At 66.7% G+C, this 19,581-nt stretch carries 16 protein-coding genes; 8 read left to right on the plus strand and 8 right to left on the minus strand.

Annotation, left to right across the window (positions count from 1 at the left end):
* Positions 1–162: 162 nt before the first annotated feature.
* The 5 genes from DSD28_RS19695 to DSD28_RS19715 form a co-directional block, all read right to left on the minus strand.
* Entirely contained in the window at positions 163–942 is a 780-nt protein-coding gene (locus DSD28_RS19695; protein ID WP_119258136.1) for an anti-sigma factor family protein, read from the minus strand.
* A complete protein-coding gene (locus tag DSD28_RS19700) occupies positions 939–1,505 on the minus strand; it encodes an RNA polymerase sigma factor (protein WP_119258137.1) in 567 nt (188 codons plus the stop codon). Before DSD28_RS19700 ends, DSD28_RS19695 begins: the two co-directional genes overlap by 4 nt.
* Positions 1,489–1,863: a COG4315 family predicted lipoprotein gene (locus tag DSD28_RS19705; RefSeq protein WP_119258228.1), complete on the minus strand. Its 375-nt coding sequence runs from the start codon at positions 1,861–1,863 to the stop codon at positions 1,489–1,491. Before DSD28_RS19705 ends, DSD28_RS19700 begins: the two co-directional genes overlap by 17 nt.
* Positions 1,864–1,972: 109 nt before the next feature.
* Positions 1,973–3,358: an NAD(P)/FAD-dependent oxidoreductase gene (locus DSD28_RS19710; protein ID WP_119258138.1), complete on the minus strand. Its 1,386-nt coding sequence runs from the start codon at positions 3,356–3,358 to the stop codon at positions 1,973–1,975.
* Positions 3,359–3,480: 122 nt separating this feature from the next.
* On the minus strand, positions 3,481–4,806 hold the full coding sequence (locus DSD28_RS19715; RefSeq protein WP_119258139.1) for an MFS transporter: 1,326 nt from the start codon (positions 4,804–4,806) through the stop codon (positions 3,481–3,483).
* A 311-nt stretch (positions 4,807–5,117) separates the two neighbouring features.
* Between DSD28_RS19715 and cyoA the strand changes: the two genes are divergently transcribed.
* From cyoA to DSD28_RS19740, 5 genes are all read left to right on the plus strand, one after another.
* Positions 5,118–6,176, plus strand: a complete 1,059-nt coding sequence (gene cyoA / locus DSD28_RS19720; RefSeq protein WP_119258140.1) for a ubiquinol oxidase subunit II — start codon at positions 5,118–5,120, stop codon at positions 6,174–6,176.
* 78 nt (positions 6,177–6,254) lie between these two features.
* Positions 6,255–8,258, plus strand: a complete 2,004-nt coding sequence (cyoB, locus tag DSD28_RS19725; RefSeq protein WP_119258141.1) for a cytochrome o ubiquinol oxidase subunit I — start codon at positions 6,255–6,257, stop codon at positions 8,256–8,258.
* Positions 8,259–8,262: 4 nt separating this feature from the next.
* Positions 8,263–8,886, plus strand: a complete 624-nt coding sequence (gene cyoC, locus DSD28_RS19730) for a cytochrome o ubiquinol oxidase subunit III (RefSeq protein WP_119258142.1) — start codon at positions 8,263–8,265, stop codon at positions 8,884–8,886.
* On the plus strand, positions 8,883–9,281 hold the full coding sequence (cyoD, locus tag DSD28_RS19735) for a cytochrome o ubiquinol oxidase subunit IV (protein ID WP_119258143.1): 399 nt from the start codon (positions 8,883–8,885) through the stop codon (positions 9,279–9,281). The genes cyoC and cyoD overlap by 4 nt, the downstream gene beginning before the upstream one ends.
* Positions 9,282–9,297: 16 nt before the next feature.
* Entirely contained in the window at positions 9,298–10,047 is a 750-nt protein-coding gene (locus DSD28_RS19740; RefSeq protein ID WP_119258144.1) for an SURF1 family protein, read from the plus strand.
* 265 nt (positions 10,048–10,312) lie between these two features.
* Here the strand turns inward: DSD28_RS19740 and DSD28_RS19745 are convergent, their stop codons facing one another.
* Positions 10,313–13,003 (minus strand): sensor histidine kinase, encoded by a 2,691-nt coding sequence (locus DSD28_RS19745; RefSeq protein WP_119258145.1) that lies wholly within the window; start codon positions 13,001–13,003, stop codon positions 10,313–10,315.
* A 229-nt stretch (positions 13,004–13,232) separates the two neighbouring features.
* On the opposite strand from DSD28_RS19745, the gene DSD28_RS19750 reads away from it, so the two are divergent.
* Both DSD28_RS19750 and DSD28_RS19755 read left to right on the plus strand, forming a co-directional pair.
* Positions 13,233–14,006: an SDR family NAD(P)-dependent oxidoreductase gene (locus DSD28_RS19750; RefSeq protein ID WP_119258146.1), complete on the plus strand. Its 774-nt coding sequence runs from the start codon at positions 13,233–13,235 to the stop codon at positions 14,004–14,006.
* Between the two features lie 10 nt (positions 14,007–14,016).
* The gene (locus DSD28_RS19755; protein ID WP_119258147.1) at positions 14,017–14,766 is read left to right on the plus strand and encodes an SDR family NAD(P)-dependent oxidoreductase; all 750 of its coding nucleotides are present in this window, start codon (positions 14,017–14,019) and stop codon (positions 14,764–14,766) included.
* Here DSD28_RS19755 and DSD28_RS19760 read toward each other — a convergent pair.
* Positions 14,763–16,160: a PLP-dependent aminotransferase family protein gene (locus DSD28_RS19760; RefSeq protein ID WP_245424883.1), complete on the minus strand. Its 1,398-nt coding sequence runs from the start codon at positions 16,158–16,160 to the stop codon at positions 14,763–14,765. The genes DSD28_RS19755 and DSD28_RS19760 overlap by 4 nt on opposite strands.
* Positions 16,161–16,261: 101 nt before the next feature.
* On the opposite strand from DSD28_RS19760, the gene DSD28_RS19765 reads away from it, so the two are divergent.
* On the plus strand, positions 16,262–17,125 hold the full coding sequence (locus tag DSD28_RS19765; protein WP_119258230.1) for a DMT family transporter: 864 nt from the start codon (positions 16,262–16,264) through the stop codon (positions 17,123–17,125).
* Between the two features lie 51 nt (positions 17,126–17,176).
* On the opposite strand, the gene DSD28_RS19770 is transcribed toward DSD28_RS19765, so the two are convergent.
* Entirely contained in the window at positions 17,177–19,351 is a 2,175-nt protein-coding gene (locus tag DSD28_RS19770; RefSeq protein WP_119258148.1) for a right-handed parallel beta-helix repeat-containing protein, read from the minus strand.
* Between the last annotated feature and the right edge of the window lie 230 nt (positions 19,352–19,581).

Consider the following 19,581-nt stretch of genomic DNA (forward strand, 5'->3'; position numbering starts at 1 on the left):
CAAAATCCTGGGCAAAGTCCTGAAAGAAGGAAACGAAAACACACGTAAATGCACGATCCGGCAGCCTGCTCGATACAACCGTGAGCTTGCCTGAACCTGTAGGTGTGTCCTCGTCGGCCGGACGTGCCCGCCCGGCCCTTCGCTCCGCCCTTCCGGCGTCCCTCAGGTGGGGAACTGGCGGTAGCATTCCTCCGCGATCTGCTGCAGGACATCGCGGGAAATGTCGCCTGTCACGGCATAGCCGAGGTCCCCGTCGATCCAGTAGAAGGTCTCGATGCCGCTGGCGGAGGCGAAGCGGAAGCTCGTCGTGCGGTTGTCCCCGTTGCGCCCGACGAGGACGGTCACGCGCCGCCCGGCCTCGTTCTCATACATGAACATGGCGCCCGGCCTGTCGGCGACGGGAAGGAGGCGGCCGCCGACCAGCCGGAAGCCGATGGATTGCAGGCTCGGCACCTTGAGGTCCGGTATGGCGAGCCGCTTGCCGAGCCATGCGGCGAGATGCGTCTCCTCGTCGGCGAAGACTTCCACGGGATGGCGTACCTCGCTCGCATAGATGAGATAGGCGTTGCGCGCCTCCTGCGGCAGCGCGTCCATCGCCGCGACTTGCTGCGGCGGCGCTTCGAAAAGGGGCGGCACGAAATGGCCGGCAAGCCCGCCGAGCACGAAAAGGCCGGCGGCGGCGGCCGCCATGGCGAAGCGGCGGGAGCCTGCCCCTGCCGCCGCCGGCGACGAGACGAGACGGGTATCGGACGGGCGGGAAACGGCATGGCCGGCAAAGGCGTCGCGCAGGCTCTCGTTCTGCGCCTGCCAGTCGGCGACGAGCCGGGCGGCTTCCGGGTCCTCCGCCAGATGATCCTCGACGTGCCGGCGCTCCGCCTCGTCGAGCAGCCCGTCGACATAGGCGTGCAGATCGGGTTCGCCGATGGGTTGGCGCTCGCTCATCGTGGGCTCCGCAAATGAATGACGTTTTCCTCCTGCAGCCTTTGCCGCAGCATCTGCCGGGCGCGCGAAAGGCGCGACATGACGGTACCGACAGGAATTTCCAGGATTCCGGCGACCTCCTGGTAGGAATGGCCTTCGACGGCGACGAGCATCAGCACCGCCCGCGCCTCCTTCGGCAGGATCTCCAGCGCCTGCACCAGCCGGTTGCGTTCCAGCGGATCGGAAGGCGCGGCGTTCTCGGCCACGGCCTCGGCTTCCTCGATGCCGACGGAAGGCCGCCGCGCGACGGCCCGCTGCGCGTTGAGATGCAGGTTGGTCATGATCCGGTAGGCCCAGGCGCGAATGTTCGCGCCGCGCCATTGCGCGCGGTGGACGAGCGCCTTCTCCACGCAGTCCTGCAAGAGGTCCTCGCTCTCCGCGTCGGAGCGCGTCAGGCTGCGCGAATAGCGCCGCAACTGCGGCAGGAGGGCGAGGATCTGCGCCTCGAAGGCAGGGGGCGGGGAGGCGTCGCCTTCCCGCCCGCCGCCGTCGGTCATGGCGTGGGGATCACGGCCTTGCGACATTCCAGACGCCGTTCATGCCGTCGCCGGTCGCATCGCCTTCCTTGGTGTCCTTGGCCCAGTAGTAAAGCGGCATGCCGTCCTTCGCCCATTGCTTCGACCCGTCCTTGCGGGTGACGAGCGAATATGCGCCTTCCGCCTTGGCGTTGGAAGCGGCCTTGGCCGGCGGCCAGTTGGCGGCGCATTTGTCGTAGCAGGCGGACTTGCCGTGCTTGTCCTTCTTGAAGGTGTAGAGGGTCATGCCCTTTTCGCCGGCAAGCACCTCGCCCTTGTCGGTCTTCACGGTCTTGAACGGCTCTGCCGCAAAGGCGGTGCCGGCAAGGAGGGCGGCAGCCAGCGGGACGAGAACAAAGAGCTTCATGGTCTTCTCCATCGTTATGACGCGCTTCCGGAGCCGTCCATGCCAAGACACCGGACCGCGCCGGTTTATTCCGTCCCGCGATGGAAAAATGTGAGGACCCGCCGCCGGCTCAATGCCCGGTGATGCCGTCGGCGATGGCCGCGAGCTTCGACGTGTGCTGGAGGCCCGCAAATTCCCGCGCATCCGCCATGCGGTAGAGCTGGTACATGGAATGGACGCCGAGCCAGCGAAAGGGCTCCGGCTCCCATGGGCGCACCGTGCGGTTGACCCAGGGAAGGCCGGTTAGTTCCGTTTCGCGCCGGAGCACGAGGTCGGCCAGGGTCCGCCCCGCGAGGTTGGAGGAGGAGACGCCGAGGCCGACATAGCCGCCGGCCCAGCCGATGCCGGTTTCCCGGTCGAAGCCCGCCGTCGTGCACCAGTCGCGCGGCACGCCGAGCACGCCGCACCAGGCATGCTCGATCTTGAGGGATTTCGTCTGCGGCAGGAGGCGGGTGAGGATGGCATGGAGGGCGTCGATGGTCGCCTGCTGCGTCCGGCCGTCGATATCGGTCCTCGATCCGAAGCGGTAGGGAACGCCGCGCCCGCCCATGGTGATGCGGCCCTCGCGGGTGCGCTGGGCATAGCAATAGGCATGCGCCGCATCGCCGAGCAGTTCATGGCCTTCCCAGCCGATCTCCCGCCACAGCGCTTCGGGCAGCGGCTCGGTGACGATCTGCGCGCTGTTGAGCGGCAGCCATGTGCGCTCATGGCCCGGCAGGCCGGCGGTGAAACCCTCCGTGGCGCGGATGACGACCGGCGCGCGGACGGTGCCGCGCTCCGTCTCGACGCGGCCCTTCGTGAAGCCGGTGACGGCGGTGCCCTCGAAGATGCGGACGCCGAGGCTTTCGACGACCTTCGCAAGCCCGCGCACCAGCTTGGCCGGTTGGACGCGCGCCATGTCGCGGATGACGAAGGCGCCCTCGACGCCGGCGATGCGGATGCGCCGCGCCGCTTCCTCCGCCGACAGCATCTCCATGCGGTCGGCCGGCATCTCCCAGTCGAGATAGAACTGGTATTCCTCGCGGGCGCGCTCCAGTTGCGGCCTGTTGGTGGCGACGGTGATGTTGTCGACGCGCAGGATATCGGCATCGATGCCCTCGGCCTCGGCGACGCGGATCACCTCGTCCACCGTGCCCGCCATGGCGCGCTGCATGTCGACCACCGCGCCGCGCGTCGCGGTCTTGAGATACTTTTCCCGCGACCAGCCGAAGCCGCCGGAAAGCCAGCCGCCGTTCCGCCCCGAGCCGCCGAAACCGGCAAATTCGCGCTCGACCACGACGATGTCGAGCGAGGGATCGGCCTTCTTCAGGTAATAGGCGGTCCACAGGCCCGTATAGCCGGCGCCGATGATGCAGACATCGGCCTCACGGTCTCCGGGAAGGGCGGGACGCTTTTGCGGCACGCCGCCGATATCGGCGTACCAGAAGGAGATGTTGCCGTTCGTCGTCACGTCCATATGCGCTGCCTTCGCTTCCGCCGTTCCTGACGTGAAGGCATATTGGCCGGCGGGGGCCTTGGCAATCGCCGGACGAAAAAGGGCGCCCCGCGGGGCGCCCTCCGGATGCGGTGTGGAGACCGTTACTGCTGGTCGAGAACCTTCGTCAGGCTGAGGGCGGCGATGGTGCAGATCGCGCCGGAGATCAGGTAGCCGCCGATGAAGATGATGCCGAAGCTGGAGGCGAGACCCAGCGCCACGAGCGGCGCGAAGGCGGCGCCGATCAGCCAGGCGAGGTCCGAGGTCAGCGCCGCGCCGGTATAGCGGTAATACTGCGTGAAGCGCGAGGAGACGGCGCCGGAGGACTGGCCGAAGGTGAGGCCGAGGATGAAGAAGCCGATGAGGATATAGGCATCCTGGCCCTTGCCGCCGGCATCGAGCAGGAACGGCGCGGAGAAGGAGAAGATCGCGATCAGGATCGCGCCGGCCATCAGCTGGTTGCGCCGGCCGATCCGGTCGGCGATGACGCCGGAAAGGATGATGCCGACCGCGCCGAAGGCCGCGCCCGCCACCTGCACCCAGAGGAATTCCGCCGCCGACTGGCCGCCCTTGAGCGTGACCCAGCTGAGCGGGAAGATCGTCACGAGATGGAACATCGCGAAGCTGGCGAGCGGCACGAAGGCGCCGAGCACGACGTCGATGGCGTGCTTGCTCAGCATCTCGAAGATCGGTCGGGCCTGCAGCTCCTGCGCCTCCATGGCCGCGCCGAACTCCTTGCTGGCGACGATGCGCAGGCGCGCGAAGAGCGCCACCACGTTGATGGCGAAGGCGACGAAGAAGGGATAGCGCCAGCCCCAGGCGAGGAAGTCCGCCTCCGAGAGATTGCTGACGAAATAGCCGAAGAGGATGCTGGCGAGCGCAAAGCCGATGGGCGCGCCGAGCTGTGGGATCATCGCGTACCAGCCGCGGTGGTTGGCCGGGGCGCTGAGGTTCAGCAGCGAGGCGAGGCCGTCCCAGGCACCGCCGAGCGCGAAACCCTGTCCGAGCCGGAAGAGCGCGAGGAGGGCCACCGCCCAGTAGCCGAGCGTGTCGTATCCCGGCAGGAAGGCGATGGAGGCCGTCGAGCCGCCGAGGATCACCAGCGCCACCGTGAGCTTCGTGCCGCGTCCGTAGTTGCGGTCGATCCACATGAAGACGAAGGAGCCGACCGGGCGGGCGAGGAAGGCGAGGGGGAACAGCGCGAAGGACATCAGCGTCGCCGCCACCGCATTGGGCGCGAAGGGGAAGATGAGCTTCGGGAAGACGAGGATGGAGCCGAGGCCGTAGACGAAGAAGTCGAAGAATTCCGACGTGCGGCCGATCACCACGCCAATGGCGACGCTGCCCGGCGAGAGCGGCTTGTCGTCCTGGTGCATGCGGCGGGCATCCCGCTCCAGACCGGACGATGTGGGATTGATGGCCGAACTCATGAACGCCTCCGCGTGGATTAGGGTCATGTCACTAGAATGTTGATCAATCGGCCTCGAAGATCAAGGACCGGCATGCGTCGCTTTGCTGGTGCCGAAATTGACAACGGGCATTTCTATTGCGCTAGTACAATCGCGCATCGACAGAAAGCCCCTGATTGTCTACCGTGCTGCGACAGAATGCTGCGCTGCGACGATGGACCTCATTTCCAACCGCCACCGCGCCCGACTATTGCCGACTAGACAGAACGCAAGTTGAGGCCGCAATGCCGAAGCAATTCAGTTTAGCCCGACACTCGATCACTTTGGCCCCCATGCTCGCCATCCTTTCCGGATGCAATATGGTCGTGATGTCTCCTTCCGGCGATATCGCCACGCAGCAAAGGGACCTGATCGTCATCTCGACGGTCCTGATGCTGCTGATCATCGTGCCGGTGATCTTCCTGACCCTCTTCTTCGCCTGGCGCTACCGCCAGTCCAATACGGCGGCCAAGTACGATCCCGAATGGCACCATTCCACGGGCCTCGAGGTCATCATCTGGTCGGCCCCGCTCGCCATCATCATCGCGCTCGGGGCGATCACCTGGGTCAGCACCCACAAGCTCGACCCCTACCGCCCGCTCGACCGGATCGACGCCGCGCGGCCGGTCTCCGAAGAGACCAAGCCGATCACCGTCGAGGTGGTGGCGCTCGACTGGAAGTGGCTTTTCTTCTATCCGGACTACGGCATCGCCACGGTCAACGAGATGGCGGCGCCCGTCGATGTGCCGATCAACTTCAAACTCACCGCCTCCTCGGTGATGAACTCCTTCTACGTTCCCGCGCTCGCCGGCATGATCTACACGATGCCGGGCATGGAGACGAAGCTGCACGCCGTCATCAACAAGGCCGGCGAATATGACGGCTTCTCGTCCAACTACAGCGGCGACGGCTTCTCCCATATGCGCTTCAAGTTCCACGGGGTGGACCAGGCCGGCTTCGACGCCTGGGTCGCGCAGGTCAAGCAGAACGGCACGGCGCTCAACCGCGACGCCTATCTCAAGCTCGAAAAGCCGAGCTCCAGGGAGCCGGTGCGCTACTACGCCTCCGTCGACGACGGGCTCTATGAGGCCGTGCTCAACATGTGCGTGCGCGAAGGCCAGATGTGCATGAAGGACATGATGCATATCGACATGATGGGCGGCGCGGGCAAGGAGAGCCAGGAGAACCGGGCGAAGCTCCAGCACGACAACCGCCACGCCGCCGGGGAGGGGACCGCCGCGACCTTCCCCGAGACCGGCAATCCCGCGCGCAGCGAGGAGCCGGCCGAGGGCGTCGAGGAGCGGCAGGACGAGCCCGCCGCGATGGACCACGACGCGCACCAGTCGCACTAGACCTCATGGCGCCCGCCCCGGCGGCGGGTGCCCAAGGCCCGGACAAGGGCCGCATCTGAAACGATATTGGACGATCCCATGTTCGGTGACACCAGCCTCACGCATTTCCTCTTCGGACGGCTTACCCTGGAGGCGATCCCCTATCACGAGCCCATCCTCGTCGTAACCTTCGCCGTGGTGGCGCTGGGCGGCATCGCGCTCCTCGCGCTCATCACCAAGTTCAGGCTCTGGGGCTATCTCTGGAACGAGTGGTTCACGTCGGTCGATCACAAGAAGATCGGCATCATGTACATCATCCTCGCCATCGTCATGCTGCTGCGCGGCTTTTCCGACGCGATCATGATGCGCATCCAGCAGGCGATCGCCTTCAACGGCAGCGAGGGCTACCTGCCGCCGCATCACTACGACCAGGTCTTCACCGCCCATGGCGTGATCATGATCTTCTTCGTGGCGATGCCTTTCGTCACCGGCTTCATGAACTATGTCGTGCCGCTGCAGATCGGCGCGCGCGACGTCTCCTTCCCCTTCCTCAACAACTTCTCCTTCTGGATGACGACGGCCGGCGCGATCATCATCATGATGTCGCTCTTCGTCGGCGAGTTCGCGCGCACCGGCTGGCTGGCCTATCCGCCGCTGTCGGGCGCGGACTACAGTCCCGGCGTCGGGGTCGACTATTACATATGGGGCCTGCAGGTGGCGGGCGTCGGCACGACGCTGTCCGGCATCAACCTCATCGCGACCATCGTGAAGATGCGCGCGCCGGGCATGACCTTCATGAAGATGCCGATCTTCACCTGGACCTCGCTCTGCACGAACATCCTGATCGTCGCGACCTTCCCGATCCTCACCGCCACGCTCGCGCTGCTCTCGCTCGACCGCTATGTCGGCACGAACTTCTTCACGAACGACCTCGGCGGCAACCCGATGATGTATATCAACCTCATCTGGATCTGGGGCCATCCGGAGGTCTACATCCTCGTGCTGCCGGCCTTCGGCATCTTCTCCGAGGTGGTGGCGACCTTCTGCGGCAAGCGCCTCTTCGGCTATGCCTCGATGGTCTATGCGACCTGCGTGATCATGATCCTCTCCTACCTCGTGTGGCTGCACCACTTCTTCACGATGGGCTCGGGCGCCTCGGTCAACGCCTTCTTCGGCATCACCACCATGATCATCTCGATCCCGACGGGGGCGAAGATGTTCAACTGGCTCTTCACCATGTATCGCGGGCGCATCCGCTACGAGGTGCCGATGCTGTGGACGGTCGGCTTCATGGTGACCTTCGTCATCGGCGGCATGACGGGCGTCATGCTCGCGATCCCGCCGGCCGACTTCGTGCTGCACAATTCGCTGTTCCTCATCGCCCATTTCCACAACGTCATCATCGGCGGCGTGCTGTTCGGGCTGATGGCGGGCGTCGTCTACTGGTTCCCCAAGGCCTTCGGCTACAAGCTCGATCCCTTCTGGGGCAAGATGAGCTTCTGGTTCTGGCAGATCGGCTTCTTCTTCGCCTTCATGCCGCTCTACGTGCTCGGCCTGATGGGCGTCACCCGCCGCGTCAGCCAGTTCGAGGATCCCTCGCTGCAGATCTGGTTCGTCATCGCCGCCTTCGGCGCCGTCCTGATCGCGCTCGGCATCGCCTCCTTCATCGTCCAGCTCGTCGTCAGCTACCTGAGGCGCGACCAGTTGCGCTGCGACAGCGGCGATCCGTGGGACGGCCGCACGCTGGAATGGTCGACCTCCTCGCCGCCGCCGGACTACAACTTCGCCTTCACGCCCGTCGTGCACGACCACGACAGCTGGTACGACATGAAGAACCGCGGCTATGTGCGCCCGCTGGAAGGCTTCAGGCCGATCCACATGCCGAAGAACACCGGCACGGGCGTCATCCTCGCCGGGATCAGCACGGTGCTCGCCTTCGCGCTGATCTGGTACATCTGGTGGCTGGCGGCGCTCTCCCTCATCGCGATTATCGCGGTGTCGATCGCCCATACCTTCAACTACGACCGCGACTTCTTCATCCCCGTCGAGACGGTGACGGCGACCGAGGACGCGCGCACGAAACTGCTGCAAGAACGGACCTGAGCCCATGAGCGCGACCCAAGTCCACGACACCGGCGAAAAGCCGACCTTCTACCTGACGGAAGAGCACCATCCGGAAAACAGCACCATGCTGGGCTTCTGGCTCTACCTGATGAGCGACTGCCTGATCTTCGCCGTGCTGTTCGCGACGCACGCCGTGCTCGGCCGCAACTATGCCGCCGGCCCGTCGCCCGCCGACCTCTTCGACCTGACGCTCGTCGCGATCAACACGGCGATGCTGCTCTTCTCCTCCATCACCTACGGCTTCGCGATGCTCCAGATGGAGCGCAACGCCAAGATGGAGACATTGGTCTGGCTCGCCATCACCGGCGTTTTCGGCGCGGCCTTCCTCGGGCTGGAGCTCTACGAGTTCTACCACCTGATCCTCGAGGGCGCCGGCCCGACGCGCTCGGCCTTCCTGTCGTCCTTCTTCACGCTGGTCGGCACGCACGGCCTGCACGTCACCTTCGGCATGATCTGGCTGATCACGCTGATGGTGCAGGTCAAGAGGCGCGGCCTCACCCATGAGAACCGCCGCCGGCTGATGTGCCTTTCCATGTTCTGGCACTTCCTCGACGTCATATGGATCGGCGTCTTCTCCTTCGTCTATCTTCTCGGAGTCCTCGGATGAGTGCGCACCACACCCACGAAAGCGCGGCCGAAGCCCATCACGGGCACAGCCACGGGCACGAGGCCGGCCACGGCTCCTTCAAGGGCTACATGATCGGCTTCCTCCTGTCGGTCGTCCTGACGGCCATTCCCTTCTGGCTGGTCATGGCGGGCGTCATGGAAAGCAAGCTGCTGACGGCCGTCCTCGTCATGGGCATCGGCGTCGTGCAGATCTTCGTGCACATGGTCTACTTCCTGCACATGAACCCGCGCTCGGAAGGCGGCTGGACGCTGATGGCGCTGATCTTCACGCTCATCATCGTCGGCATCGCGCTGGCGGGCTCGCTCTGGGTCATGCACCATCTCAACGCCAACATGATGCCGATGACCCACGAGATGATGAAGAACATGCCGTGAGGGCAGGCGGCCGGTGATGACCAGCGCGCATCCGCAGGAGGCAGGGGAGGCCGGGCCATCCTCCCGCGCCCGAACGGCCCTTGCCGCCTTTCTCGTCCTGCTCGTCGCCGTCTTCCTCGCGCTCGGCACCTGGCAGGTGCAACGGCTCTTCTGGAAGCTCGACCTCATCGCCCGCGTCGAAAGCCGCATCCATGCCGATCCGGTCCCGGCGCCGGGACGGGCGGAATGGCCTTCGGTCGACAGGGAGAAGGACGAATACCGCCGCGTCACCGCGACCGGCCTCTTCCAGCACGACAGGACGGTGCTGGTGCAGGCCGTGACGGAGCGGGGCGCCGGCTTCTGGGTGGTGACGCCGCTCGTCCTTGCCGACGACTCGGCGATCCTGATCAATCGCGGCTTCGTGCCGGCGGACAGGAGCACGCCCGAGGCGCGGCTGGCGGGCGAAATCGCCGCCGGGCCGGTCGCCGTCACGGGACTGTTGCGCATGACGGAGCCGGGCGGGGCGTTCCTGCGCTCCAACGATCCGGCGGCGGACCGCTGGTTCTCCCGCGATGTCGCGGCCATCGCGGCGGCAAAGGGCCTTGCCGATGTCGCGCCCTATTTCATCGACGCGGATGCGACGCCCAATCCGGGCGGGCTGCCCATCGGCGGCCTCACCGTCGTCGCCTTCCGCAACAGCCATCTCGTCTATGCATTGACCTGGTATGCACTCGCCGCCATGAGCGCGGCGGCGGTCTGGCGGGTCTGGCGCAGGCGCGTGACATAGGCTGGAAAAAAAGAGCCCCGCACGAAGCGGGGCAGCGAGCGTCACGGTTGGCTCCCGGTGACGCGGGGAAGCTCGCGGGTCACGCGAGTGACCTCCCACTAGGAGTTTGCCTCCGCGCAGGGAAGGTCTGATTCCGCGAATCCGGTACGCTTGTGCAAAAAAATGCGCAAACGGCCGCGTCACCTCCCTGCGTCAGGACATTTCCGCTTTTCTCCGAGCCGCAAAACCGCTTCGCACTTTGCTGGAAATGCTCTCGGCCTCCGCGTCACTTCGCCTTGTCTGCCTTCTTTTCGCCGACCGGGAAGCGCAGTGCGATGCGCGTGCCTCTCTTCTTCACGGCGGGGCTTTCCGCCTGGATCTTGCCGCCCATCGCCTCGGTGAAGCCGCGGGCGATGGAAAGGCCGAGGCCGGTGCCGGGCGCCCGGCCATCCGGTTTGCCGCGGCGGTAGAATTTCTCGAAGATGCGGTCGAGTTCCGCAGGGGGAATGCCCTTGCCGAGATCGGTGACGGAGATCAGCACATCCCCGCCGTCGCGCCGCGCATAGACGTTGACCGGCTCCTCGCCGCCATATTTCACCGCATTGTCGAGCAGGTTGAAGAGCACTTGACCGAGCAGCACGCCATCGCCCTCGATGGGCGGCAGGTCCGGCGCGATGCCCGTTTCGATCACCTTGCCGGGGAAATACTTGCGGGCCCGCTCGACGGCCGTCTGGACGACGTCGGCGACGTCGAGCCGGTCGCTCTTCGGCTTCAGCATACCGGACTCGATGCGCGTCATGTCGAGAAGGTTCGAGACGAAGCCGCTCAGGCGGCCGCCTTCCTCCTCGATCAGGCGGAGGTCGCCGTCGCGCTCCTCGCGGGGCATCGTCTCGCACTGCTGGCGCAGGTTCGTCGCCACATCGACGATCGTCGCGAGCGGGGTGCGCAGGTCGTGCGAGATGGAGGCGAGCAGCGTCTCCCGGTAGCGCTCGCCCTCCAGTCTGGCGGCCTGCTCCACGCTCTCCTCCGAAAGGCGGGCGCGGTCGAGGGCGATGGCGGTCTGGTCGAGGATGGCCGAAAGCGCCCGCTCGGCATTGAGGTCGAGCCGTTCCTCGGTCTGCTCGATGCCGCAGACGCCGACCAGCCCGTGCGGGCCCATCAACGGGCGGAATTCGAAGCGGCTGTCCGGCAGCGTGCCGGTGCCGGCCCCGGCGGTCTCCTGCTTGTCGCGTGTCCAGCGCGCGGCGGTGAAGTCGGTGGTGTCGAGGTCGGTATCGGGCGGCCAGACGGCGGCGACCCTGAGGTCCCCCTTGTCGGGCAGCAGGAGCACGATGTTGCGCCGAAGGCTCGCCTGGAGCTGCGAGACCGCGACCCAGATCGCGTCGTCCGCCGTCGCGGTGGTCGAGAGCTTGCGCGAGAAGTCGTAGAGCGACTGCAGCGCCGTGGCGCGCACCCGCGCCACCTCCGCCTGCTCCTTGATGCGCGAGGCGAAACCGCCGGCGATGATCGCGACGCAGAGGAAGACGACCAGTGCGAAGACCTCGTGCGGCGCGGTGATCGTGAAGGTGTGCAGCGGATCGATGAAGAGGAAGTTGTAGGCGAGCGCCGAGAGGATCGCCGCGATGAAGGCGGAGACATAGCCGCCCAGCACCGCCGAGCCGAGAACGGCGAGCAGGAAGAGCAGCGAGATGTTCGGCAATTCGGCGAAGACATAGACCAGCTTGCCCGCGACGGCGATGGCCGCGGTGAGGCCGATGGCGATGAGGGCCGGCTGGCGATAGGCGGCAAGCCCCGGCAGCGCCATGCGCCGTGGCGCGGTTGGCTTCTCGTCCTTTTCGGGCGTCACGAAATGAATGCCGATGCCGGCGGCCTTGCGCGACAGCGTGTCGGGAAGGGAGCGCGAGAGGAAGCGGGTCCAGCCGCGGTTGCGCTTGGCGCCGATCACGATCTGCGTCGCGTGCTCGCGGCGGGCGAGCTTGAGGATCTCCTCGACGAAATCGTTGCCGACCACCCGGCGCGTCTCAGCGCCGAGCTGCTCGGCGAGGCGGAACAGCGCTTCCATGCGCTGCAGCCGTTCCGTCGTTTCCTCCTCGCGGTCGGCCCGCTCGATGGAAACGACCAGCCACGGCGCGTTGAGCCCGGAGGCAAGGCGGCTCGCGACGCGCACCACCTTCTCGGAAAGCTCGTCCGGGCCGACGCAGACGAGCAGCCGCTCGCCGGTGGCCCATGGCCCCTCGATGGCGTGCTGCTTGAGATAGTCGACCATCTGGTTGTCCACTCGGTCGGCCGTGCGGCGAAGGGCAAGCTCGCGCAGCGCCGTGAGGTTGCCGAGGCGGAAGAAGCGGTCGACGGCGCGGCTCGCATTTTCCGGCAGATAGACCTTGCCTTCCTTGAGGCGCTCGATCAGCTCGGTCGGCGGCAGGTCGACCAGAACGATCTCGTCGGCCTTCTTCAGCACGGTATCGGGAACGCGCTCGCGCACCGTGACGCCGGTGATCTGCGCGACGAGGTCGGCGAGGCTTTCGAGATGCTGGATGTTGAGCGACGTCCAGACATCGATGCCGGCCGCGATCAGCTCCTCGACGTCCTGGTAGCGCTTGGGGTGCCGGCTGCCCTCGGGGTTGGAATGGGCGAGTTCGTCGACGAGGACGATGCGCGGATGGCGCGCCAGCGCGCCGTCGACGTCGAATTCCTCGCGCGCCTGGCCATCCTGCGCGCCCGCAAGGCGCGGCAGCACCTCCAGCCCGTCGAGAAGGGCCGCCGTCTCGCTGCGGCCGTGGGTCTCCGCCAGGCCCACGACGACATCCACGCCTTCCGCCTTCAGGCGTCCCGCCCGCGTCAGCATGGCGTAGGTCTTGCCGACGCCCGGTGCGGCGCCGAGGAAAACGGTCAGTTTGCCCCGGCGATCACTGTCCGCCGTGGCAGGCGATGCGTCGGGATCCGGTCTGCGACTGTCGTCGCGGTCGATGTCCGTCATTCTCACTCTCGTGTTCGGCGCGGGAAAGGCGCCGGGTTGAGCTGTAGCACGTTCATCCGCGGCTCGCCGATGAATCCGAAAGGCGCCTTCTACACGCTTTTCGATGGGGCTTGCCATATCCGTTTCGCCGGATTGTGCGGCCGGCGCATCGCCCGATGCGAACTGCGCTGTTGACGCGCGCCGCGCGGGGCCCTCTTCTGGCCGCATATCGAATTGCGTGGGGGAATGCATGACCGACCAGAAACGAGTAGCGCTCATCGCCGGGGGAGCCGGCGGCATGGGAGCGGCCATCGCCGCGCGGCTTTCCGCCGACGGCTTCGCGGTCGCCATCGCCGATCTCGAATCGGAGCGCCTGACGGCGACGGTGGAAACGCTGGGGGCCGGCGGCGGCGAGGCACTCGCCGTGCCGCTCGACATCCGCAAGGTCGCCGGATGCGCCGCGGCGGTCGAGGCCGTCATGGCCTGGCGCGGCCGGCTCGACGTGCTGGTCAATTCCGCCGGCGTCTGGCGCGAGGGCGAGGCGGTGACGATGACGGAGGCGGACTGGGACCTCGTTCTCGACGTCAACCTCAAGGGGGCGTTCTTCCTCATCCAGGCGGCGATCCCGCATCTGGAGAACGGCGCCTCCATCGTCAACATCGCCTCCGATGCCGGGCTGGTCGGCAACAACGGCGCGTCGATCTACTGCGCCTCCAAGGGCGGCCTCGTGCTGCTCACCAAGGCGCTGGCGCTGGAACTCGCCCCGCGCCGGATCCGCGTCAACGCCGTCTGCCCCGGCGATGTGGCGACGCCCATGATCGAGTTCCAGGCCGAGCGCTATGGCGGGGGCGATCCGGACGGCTACAAGGCGAAGCTCCTGTCGAACTATCCGCAGCAGGCCGCGGCCCGCTTCATCCGGCCGGAGGAGATCGCCCGCATGGTCGCCTTCCTCTGCGAGAAGGATGCCGCCCCCGTCACCGGCGCGGCGCTCTCGATCGATTTCGGCGTGACCGCCGGCTACTGAGGAGAAGGACATGCAGCGCCAGACGGCAATCATCACCGGCGCGGGCGCCGAGGACGGCATCGGCCTTGCCTGCGCCCGCAGCCTTGCGGAGGAGGGCTTCCACGTCCATCTCGTCGCGATCGGCGAGCGGGTCCTCGCCCGCGCGGAGGAACTGCGCAAGGCGGGCTTTCCGGCGACGGGCCACCTCTGCGACCTGACCTTGCGGGCGGCGGTGGAAAGGCTCCGGCAGGAAACCGGCCCCGCTTCGGTGCTCGTCAACAATGCCGGCATGGGCAACCTCGCCCAGCCCGCCTTGCAGCGCGAATTCGTGCAACTCGAGGAAGAGGACTGGGACCGCGGCATCACCGTCAGCCTCAAGACGGCGTTCCTCGCAACCCGCATCTACCTGCCGGACATGCTGGCGGACGGCTACGGCCGCGTGGTCAACGTCGCCTCCGTGACCGGCCCCTATGTCGCCAATCGCGGCGAGACGGCCTATTCCGCCGCCAAGGCCGGCATGGTCGGCATGACCCATGCGCTGGCGCTGGAGGCGGGGCCGCAGGGCGTCACCATCAATGCCGTCGCGCCGGGCTGGATCGACACCGGCGCCTCCACGGAAGAGGAGCGCCGCGCCGCAAGGGCAACGCCGCTCGGCCGGGCGGGACGGCCCGAGGAGGTCGCGGCCGCCGTCGCCTTCCTGGCCTCGCCGAAGGCGAGCTACATCAACGGCGCGGTCCTCGTCGTCGATGGCGGCAATATCCTGCAGGAGGCCAAAGGCTAGATTGCATGCTTCATCGCCCGGGCGAGGACCTCGTAGACCCGCGGGTCCTGCATGTGGGCGACATTGAAGCGCATGAAGCCGGTCGCGCTCTGCGAGATGCTGAAGACGTTGCCGGGGGCGAGGACCACGCCGTCGGCGACGGCGGCCTGGGCGACGAGCGCCGAATCCAGCCCTTCCGGCAGGCGGCACCAGAGGTTGAAGCCGCCGCGCGGCAGGAGCCAGGGTTCGATGCCGAGCCGCTGCAGCCGCTCCACCGTCTCGCGCCGCACCCGCACCAGCCGGCGGCGCAGCTCCTCCATGTGCTTGCGATAGCCGCCACCCGACAGCATGTGGGCGATGATCTCCGCGGAGATCGGGTTGGGCCCGCCGAAATTGGTGGCGATCTGGAGATCGACCAATCCCTCGATCCAGTCCGGCCGCGCCGCGATATAGCCGCAGCGCGCCGAGGCGGAGAGCGTCTTGGAATAGCTGCCGATGCGGATGACGCGGGAAAGCCCGTCGAGTGCCGCAAGCCGGGTCGAGGGCTCCGGCTCGAAATCCGCGACGATCTCGTCCTCGACGATGGCCATGTCGATCGCGCCGGCGGCGTTGAGGAGCCGGTGGGCGACCTGCGGCGAGAGCGTGGCGCCCGTCGGATTGTGGATGGCGGAATTGGTGATGTAGAGCCGCGGCCGCGCGGCGGAAAGCTGCGCTTCGAAGGCGGCGACATCGGGGCCCGAGGTCGTATAGGGCACGCCGACGACACTCACCTGATGGGCCTTCAGCAAAGCCTGGAAATTGAAATAGCAGGGATCGTCGACCAGCACGGTGTCGCCCGGCCGCAAAAGGAAGCGGCAGATCAGGTCGAGCGCCTGCGTGCCCGTATTGGTCAGCATCAGGTGGTCCGGTCCCGCCGCGATGCCGTCTTCGGTGAGGCGGCCGAGCAGCAGCCGGCGCAGCGCCGGCGAGCCGCGCGTGCTGCCGTAATAGGCGAGGAAGTCGCTGTCGCTGCGCGCAAGGCTGCGGATGGCGCGGCGCAGCGCCGCGTCCGGCATCCAGTCGGAAGGCAGCCAGCCGCAGCCCGGCTTGAGCACCGCTTCGCCCGCATCGAGCGCCTGCCGGGAGACCCAGAAGGGATCCACCGCCCGCGCCTTCGGAGTTTCCGCCGAAAGTTTCAGCGGCGGCTGGGCGCTGCTCGCGACATAGAAGCCCGAACCCCGCTGCGCCCGGATCAGCCCTTCCGCCGCGAGGCGGTCATAGGCCTCGACGACCGTCGAGGGCGAGACGCCCATCGTCGCGGCGAAGCGCCGGATCGAAGGAAGCCGGTCGCCCGGGGCGAGGGCGCGGCCGGCAATGCGGCCGCGGATCGCCGCCATGACGTCGAGGGTCCGGCTTCCGGCGGAAAGTTCGGTCATTGTATGGCTCTCCATACCAATACAGTTTGCCATAATTGTACGGTTTTGTTCCTGCCGCCGCCAGTCCCCCCGATGTATCGAAAGGACGAATGCGAGGTATCATGAAAACAGCGACGGACGGTTGGGGCAGCGGGCTGCTCGGGGTCATCATCTTCAGCGGATCGCTGCCGGCGACGCGCATCGCGGTATCCGGCTTTTCGCCGATCTTCCTGACATCGGCGCGCGCGGTCATCGCCGCGCTGCTCGGCGGCGCGCTGCTCTTCGTGCTGCGCCAGCCGAAGCCGTCGCGGGACGATCTCTTCTCGCTCGTCATCATCGCGCTCGGCGTCGTCGTCGGCTTTCCGCTGCTGACGGCGATTGCGCTGCAATATATCACCTCGGCGCATTCGATCGTCTTCATCGGCCTCCTGCCGCTCTCCACCGCCGTTTTCGGCGTGCTGCGCGGCGGGGAGCGGCCGAAGCCGCTCTTCTGGCTGTTTTCCGTTCTCGGCAGCGCGACGGTGGTGGGCTTCGCGCTCAATTCCGGCGCGGAGGTATCGCTTGTCGGCGACCTGCTGATGGTCGCCGCCGTCGTCGTCTGCGGCCTCGGCTATGCGGAGGGCGCGGCGCTGTCGCGCCGGCTGGGCGGCTGGCAGGTCATCTCCTGGGCGCTGGTGCTGTCGCTGCCGGTGATGGTGGTGATCGGGCTCTTTCGGCTTCCCGAAAGCTGGGCCGGCATTGCCGGCGATGCCTGGGCGGGGCTCGCCTATGTCTCGGTCTTCAGCATGCTGATCGGCTTCATCTTCTGGTATCGCGGCCTTGCCCTCGGCGGCATCGCGGCGGTCGGCCAGCTGCAGCTTCTGCAGCCCTTCTTCGGCCTGCTGCTCGCCGCCGGCCTGCTGCACGAGAAGGTGAGCCCGCTGATGGTCTTCACGACGCTCGCCATCGTGCTTTGCGTGGCCGGCGCGCGGAAGTTCGCCCGCTAGCATGGTATCGCCATCCCCGCGGCCGGAGCCGCGGGGATGGCGTCATCGGCTTCAGCCGCAACGGGCGGCGAAGGTGGCGGGGCCGATCTCCTTGCCGTTCACGATGAAGACCGAGCCGCCGGGCTGGTCGATCGAGCCGCTGAGGCCGCCGTTCCATGACGGATCGGATTTGCAATCGCGCGGGGTGTTCCTGACGGTGACGCTGCCGGCAAGGTCTTCCGTCGGCCCCATGAAGTAGAGGCCCGCCGTCCTGGCGTTGTCGATCACCACATTCTCGAAGGTGATGTCGGAGACCGGACCGCCCATGAAGCCCCACTCGTCGCCATAGAGGAACATGCCGTAGGTGCCGGCATTGGTGATCGTCACGTTCTTCAGGTCGATGCCGGAGACCGGGTTGAAGAAGATGCCGGCATTGGTGGTGCCGTCGATCTTCAGGCCGTCCACGCTGACATTCGTCGTCTGCGCCTCGTCCGGCAGCGTGGAGGCGGTGACGAGCATCAGGCCGTTGATGCCGCCCTTCAGCGACATGTCGGTGATCCGGACATTCGACGTGCCCTGCAGCACGACGAGGTCCATGTCGCGATCCTGCTTCGTGTTGTCGATCGTCACCCTGTTCATGGTCACGTCGTCGGCCGCGACGAGGAGGATGCCCTCGCGGCGCGAGCGGGTGATCGTCACATTGTCGATCGTGATGTTGCTGGCAAGGTCGGTGATCACCGGCGGCCAGTCGCTGTCGTCGATCGCGCTGCCGGCGAAGATGCCGTAGGTGACGTTGTCGATCGCCGTGTCGCGGACCGTGAGGTTCTTCGTGCCATGGGCGCTGATCGCGGCAAAGGGCGCGCGGTTCGGGTCGCCGACGGCAAATTCGCAAGTCGTGTTGTTGGTGCAGATGTAAAGGTCGTGGATGGCGCTGTTCTCGATCACCGCGCCGTCGACGCGCGTCAGGCGGATGCCGTCCTGCGCGGTTCCCGAAACGTCGACCCGGTCGATGGTGAGGCCGGCCGTGCCGGTGCTGCCGATGCCGGCAAGCCCGCCGGTGACCGAAAGCGTGGAGAGCATGCTGTTCGAGGCCATCGTCACGACGTCCTGCGCCGGATCGTAGCCGGTCAGCGTCGTCGCCGCCCCGCTGTTGGTGAAGATGCCGCCGCTCCGGCTCGAAGCGCCGCGCAGCGCCAGCGTTCCCCCGCCGCCGAGCAGGGCCTGGCCCTCGCCGAGCATCAGCGAGCCGTCGAGGCCGATATTGCCGTCCGCCAGCACCAGCGCGCCGGTTCCTGCGCCGGCGAGGAGGGCGTTGATGGCCGCGGCATCGCCGCTCGCGCCGGAAATGTTCAGCACGGTATCGACGGTCTGCCCGTTGAAGACGAAGACGGCGTCTTCCAGCGCGCCGCTCGCGGCGATCTCGGTGCGGATGCCCGCATTGCGTCGCACGGCCTGCGTCATGGGGTCGAACGGATCGACCGCTTCGCCCGCCGGCGCGCCGAACGGAATGCGAAGCCGCGCCATCACGCCGCCGGTCAGCTTGTCCTCGTTGTCGTAGGCGGCGCTTGCGCCGAAGGCGAGCGTCGAGCCGGAAGGAAGGCCGGCGACATTGGCGATGGTGAGCTCCGCGCGCAGCTTGGCGCCGAACATGTCGCTGACATTGCGGCCGTCGTACCAGTAGCTTCCGGCGAAGAGCTTCAGCTCGGCGTTTCCGTCCGGCGAGATGCCGGGAACCTTGACGCCGACTTCGGCATCCGCGCCCGTGCGGCCTTCCTCGCGCCCGGCGCGGAATTTCAGCGCGCCGTTGCTGATGACGCCGCGGCCCGCCCCGTCGGCCGCCTTGCTGCCGTGCTGCGGCAGGTAGATGTTGGCGCGGGTCTCGAAGACCGGGCCGAGCGCCTCGGCGCCGAAGGAGAGCTGGTGGAAATCGTTGCCATAGCTGGAGCTGAGATAGTCGTAATAGCCGTAGAGGCCGAACGTCCACTGGCCCGGCGCCCCGAAGCGGTAGCCCGCGCCGAGCGAGCCCTGCCGGATGCCGCCTTCGACGAAAGCGCCGCTGAGGTCGAGGAAGAACGCCTGGCCATCGTCGAGGCGGAACGGCAGCATGATGCCGAGATTGCCCGCCGCCTCGCCCCCGAGCCAACGGCCTTCGAATTCGGTGAAGCCACGAATATCGGTGGCATGGGCATGCGCGACCCCCACGGCCACCGCTGCTAGCGGCCCGGCTAACCCTTTAACAATGTTCATAAATATCTCCAATTCGACAATCCGCAGCGCGGATGCGATCGGCGATATTATTCATGAGTTAAAGAATCAACTTTTAAAATATCAAGGCCCGGACGGCATTGACCGCCGCACGGTCCGCCGGTGCCGGAAAGGATTTGGGAGGAGGGGTGCTAAAGGTTGAAAAACCAATCGTTAACCATGTCGCAAAAAGGACGACCGCCCTTCCTGCCGGAAAGGGCGGTCGTTCAAAG

Origin of the sequence: Shinella zoogloeoides (assembly GCF_003574625.1) — a bacterium.
GTDB lineage: Bacteria > Pseudomonadota > Alphaproteobacteria > Rhizobiales > Rhizobiaceae > Shinella > Shinella zoogloeoides_A.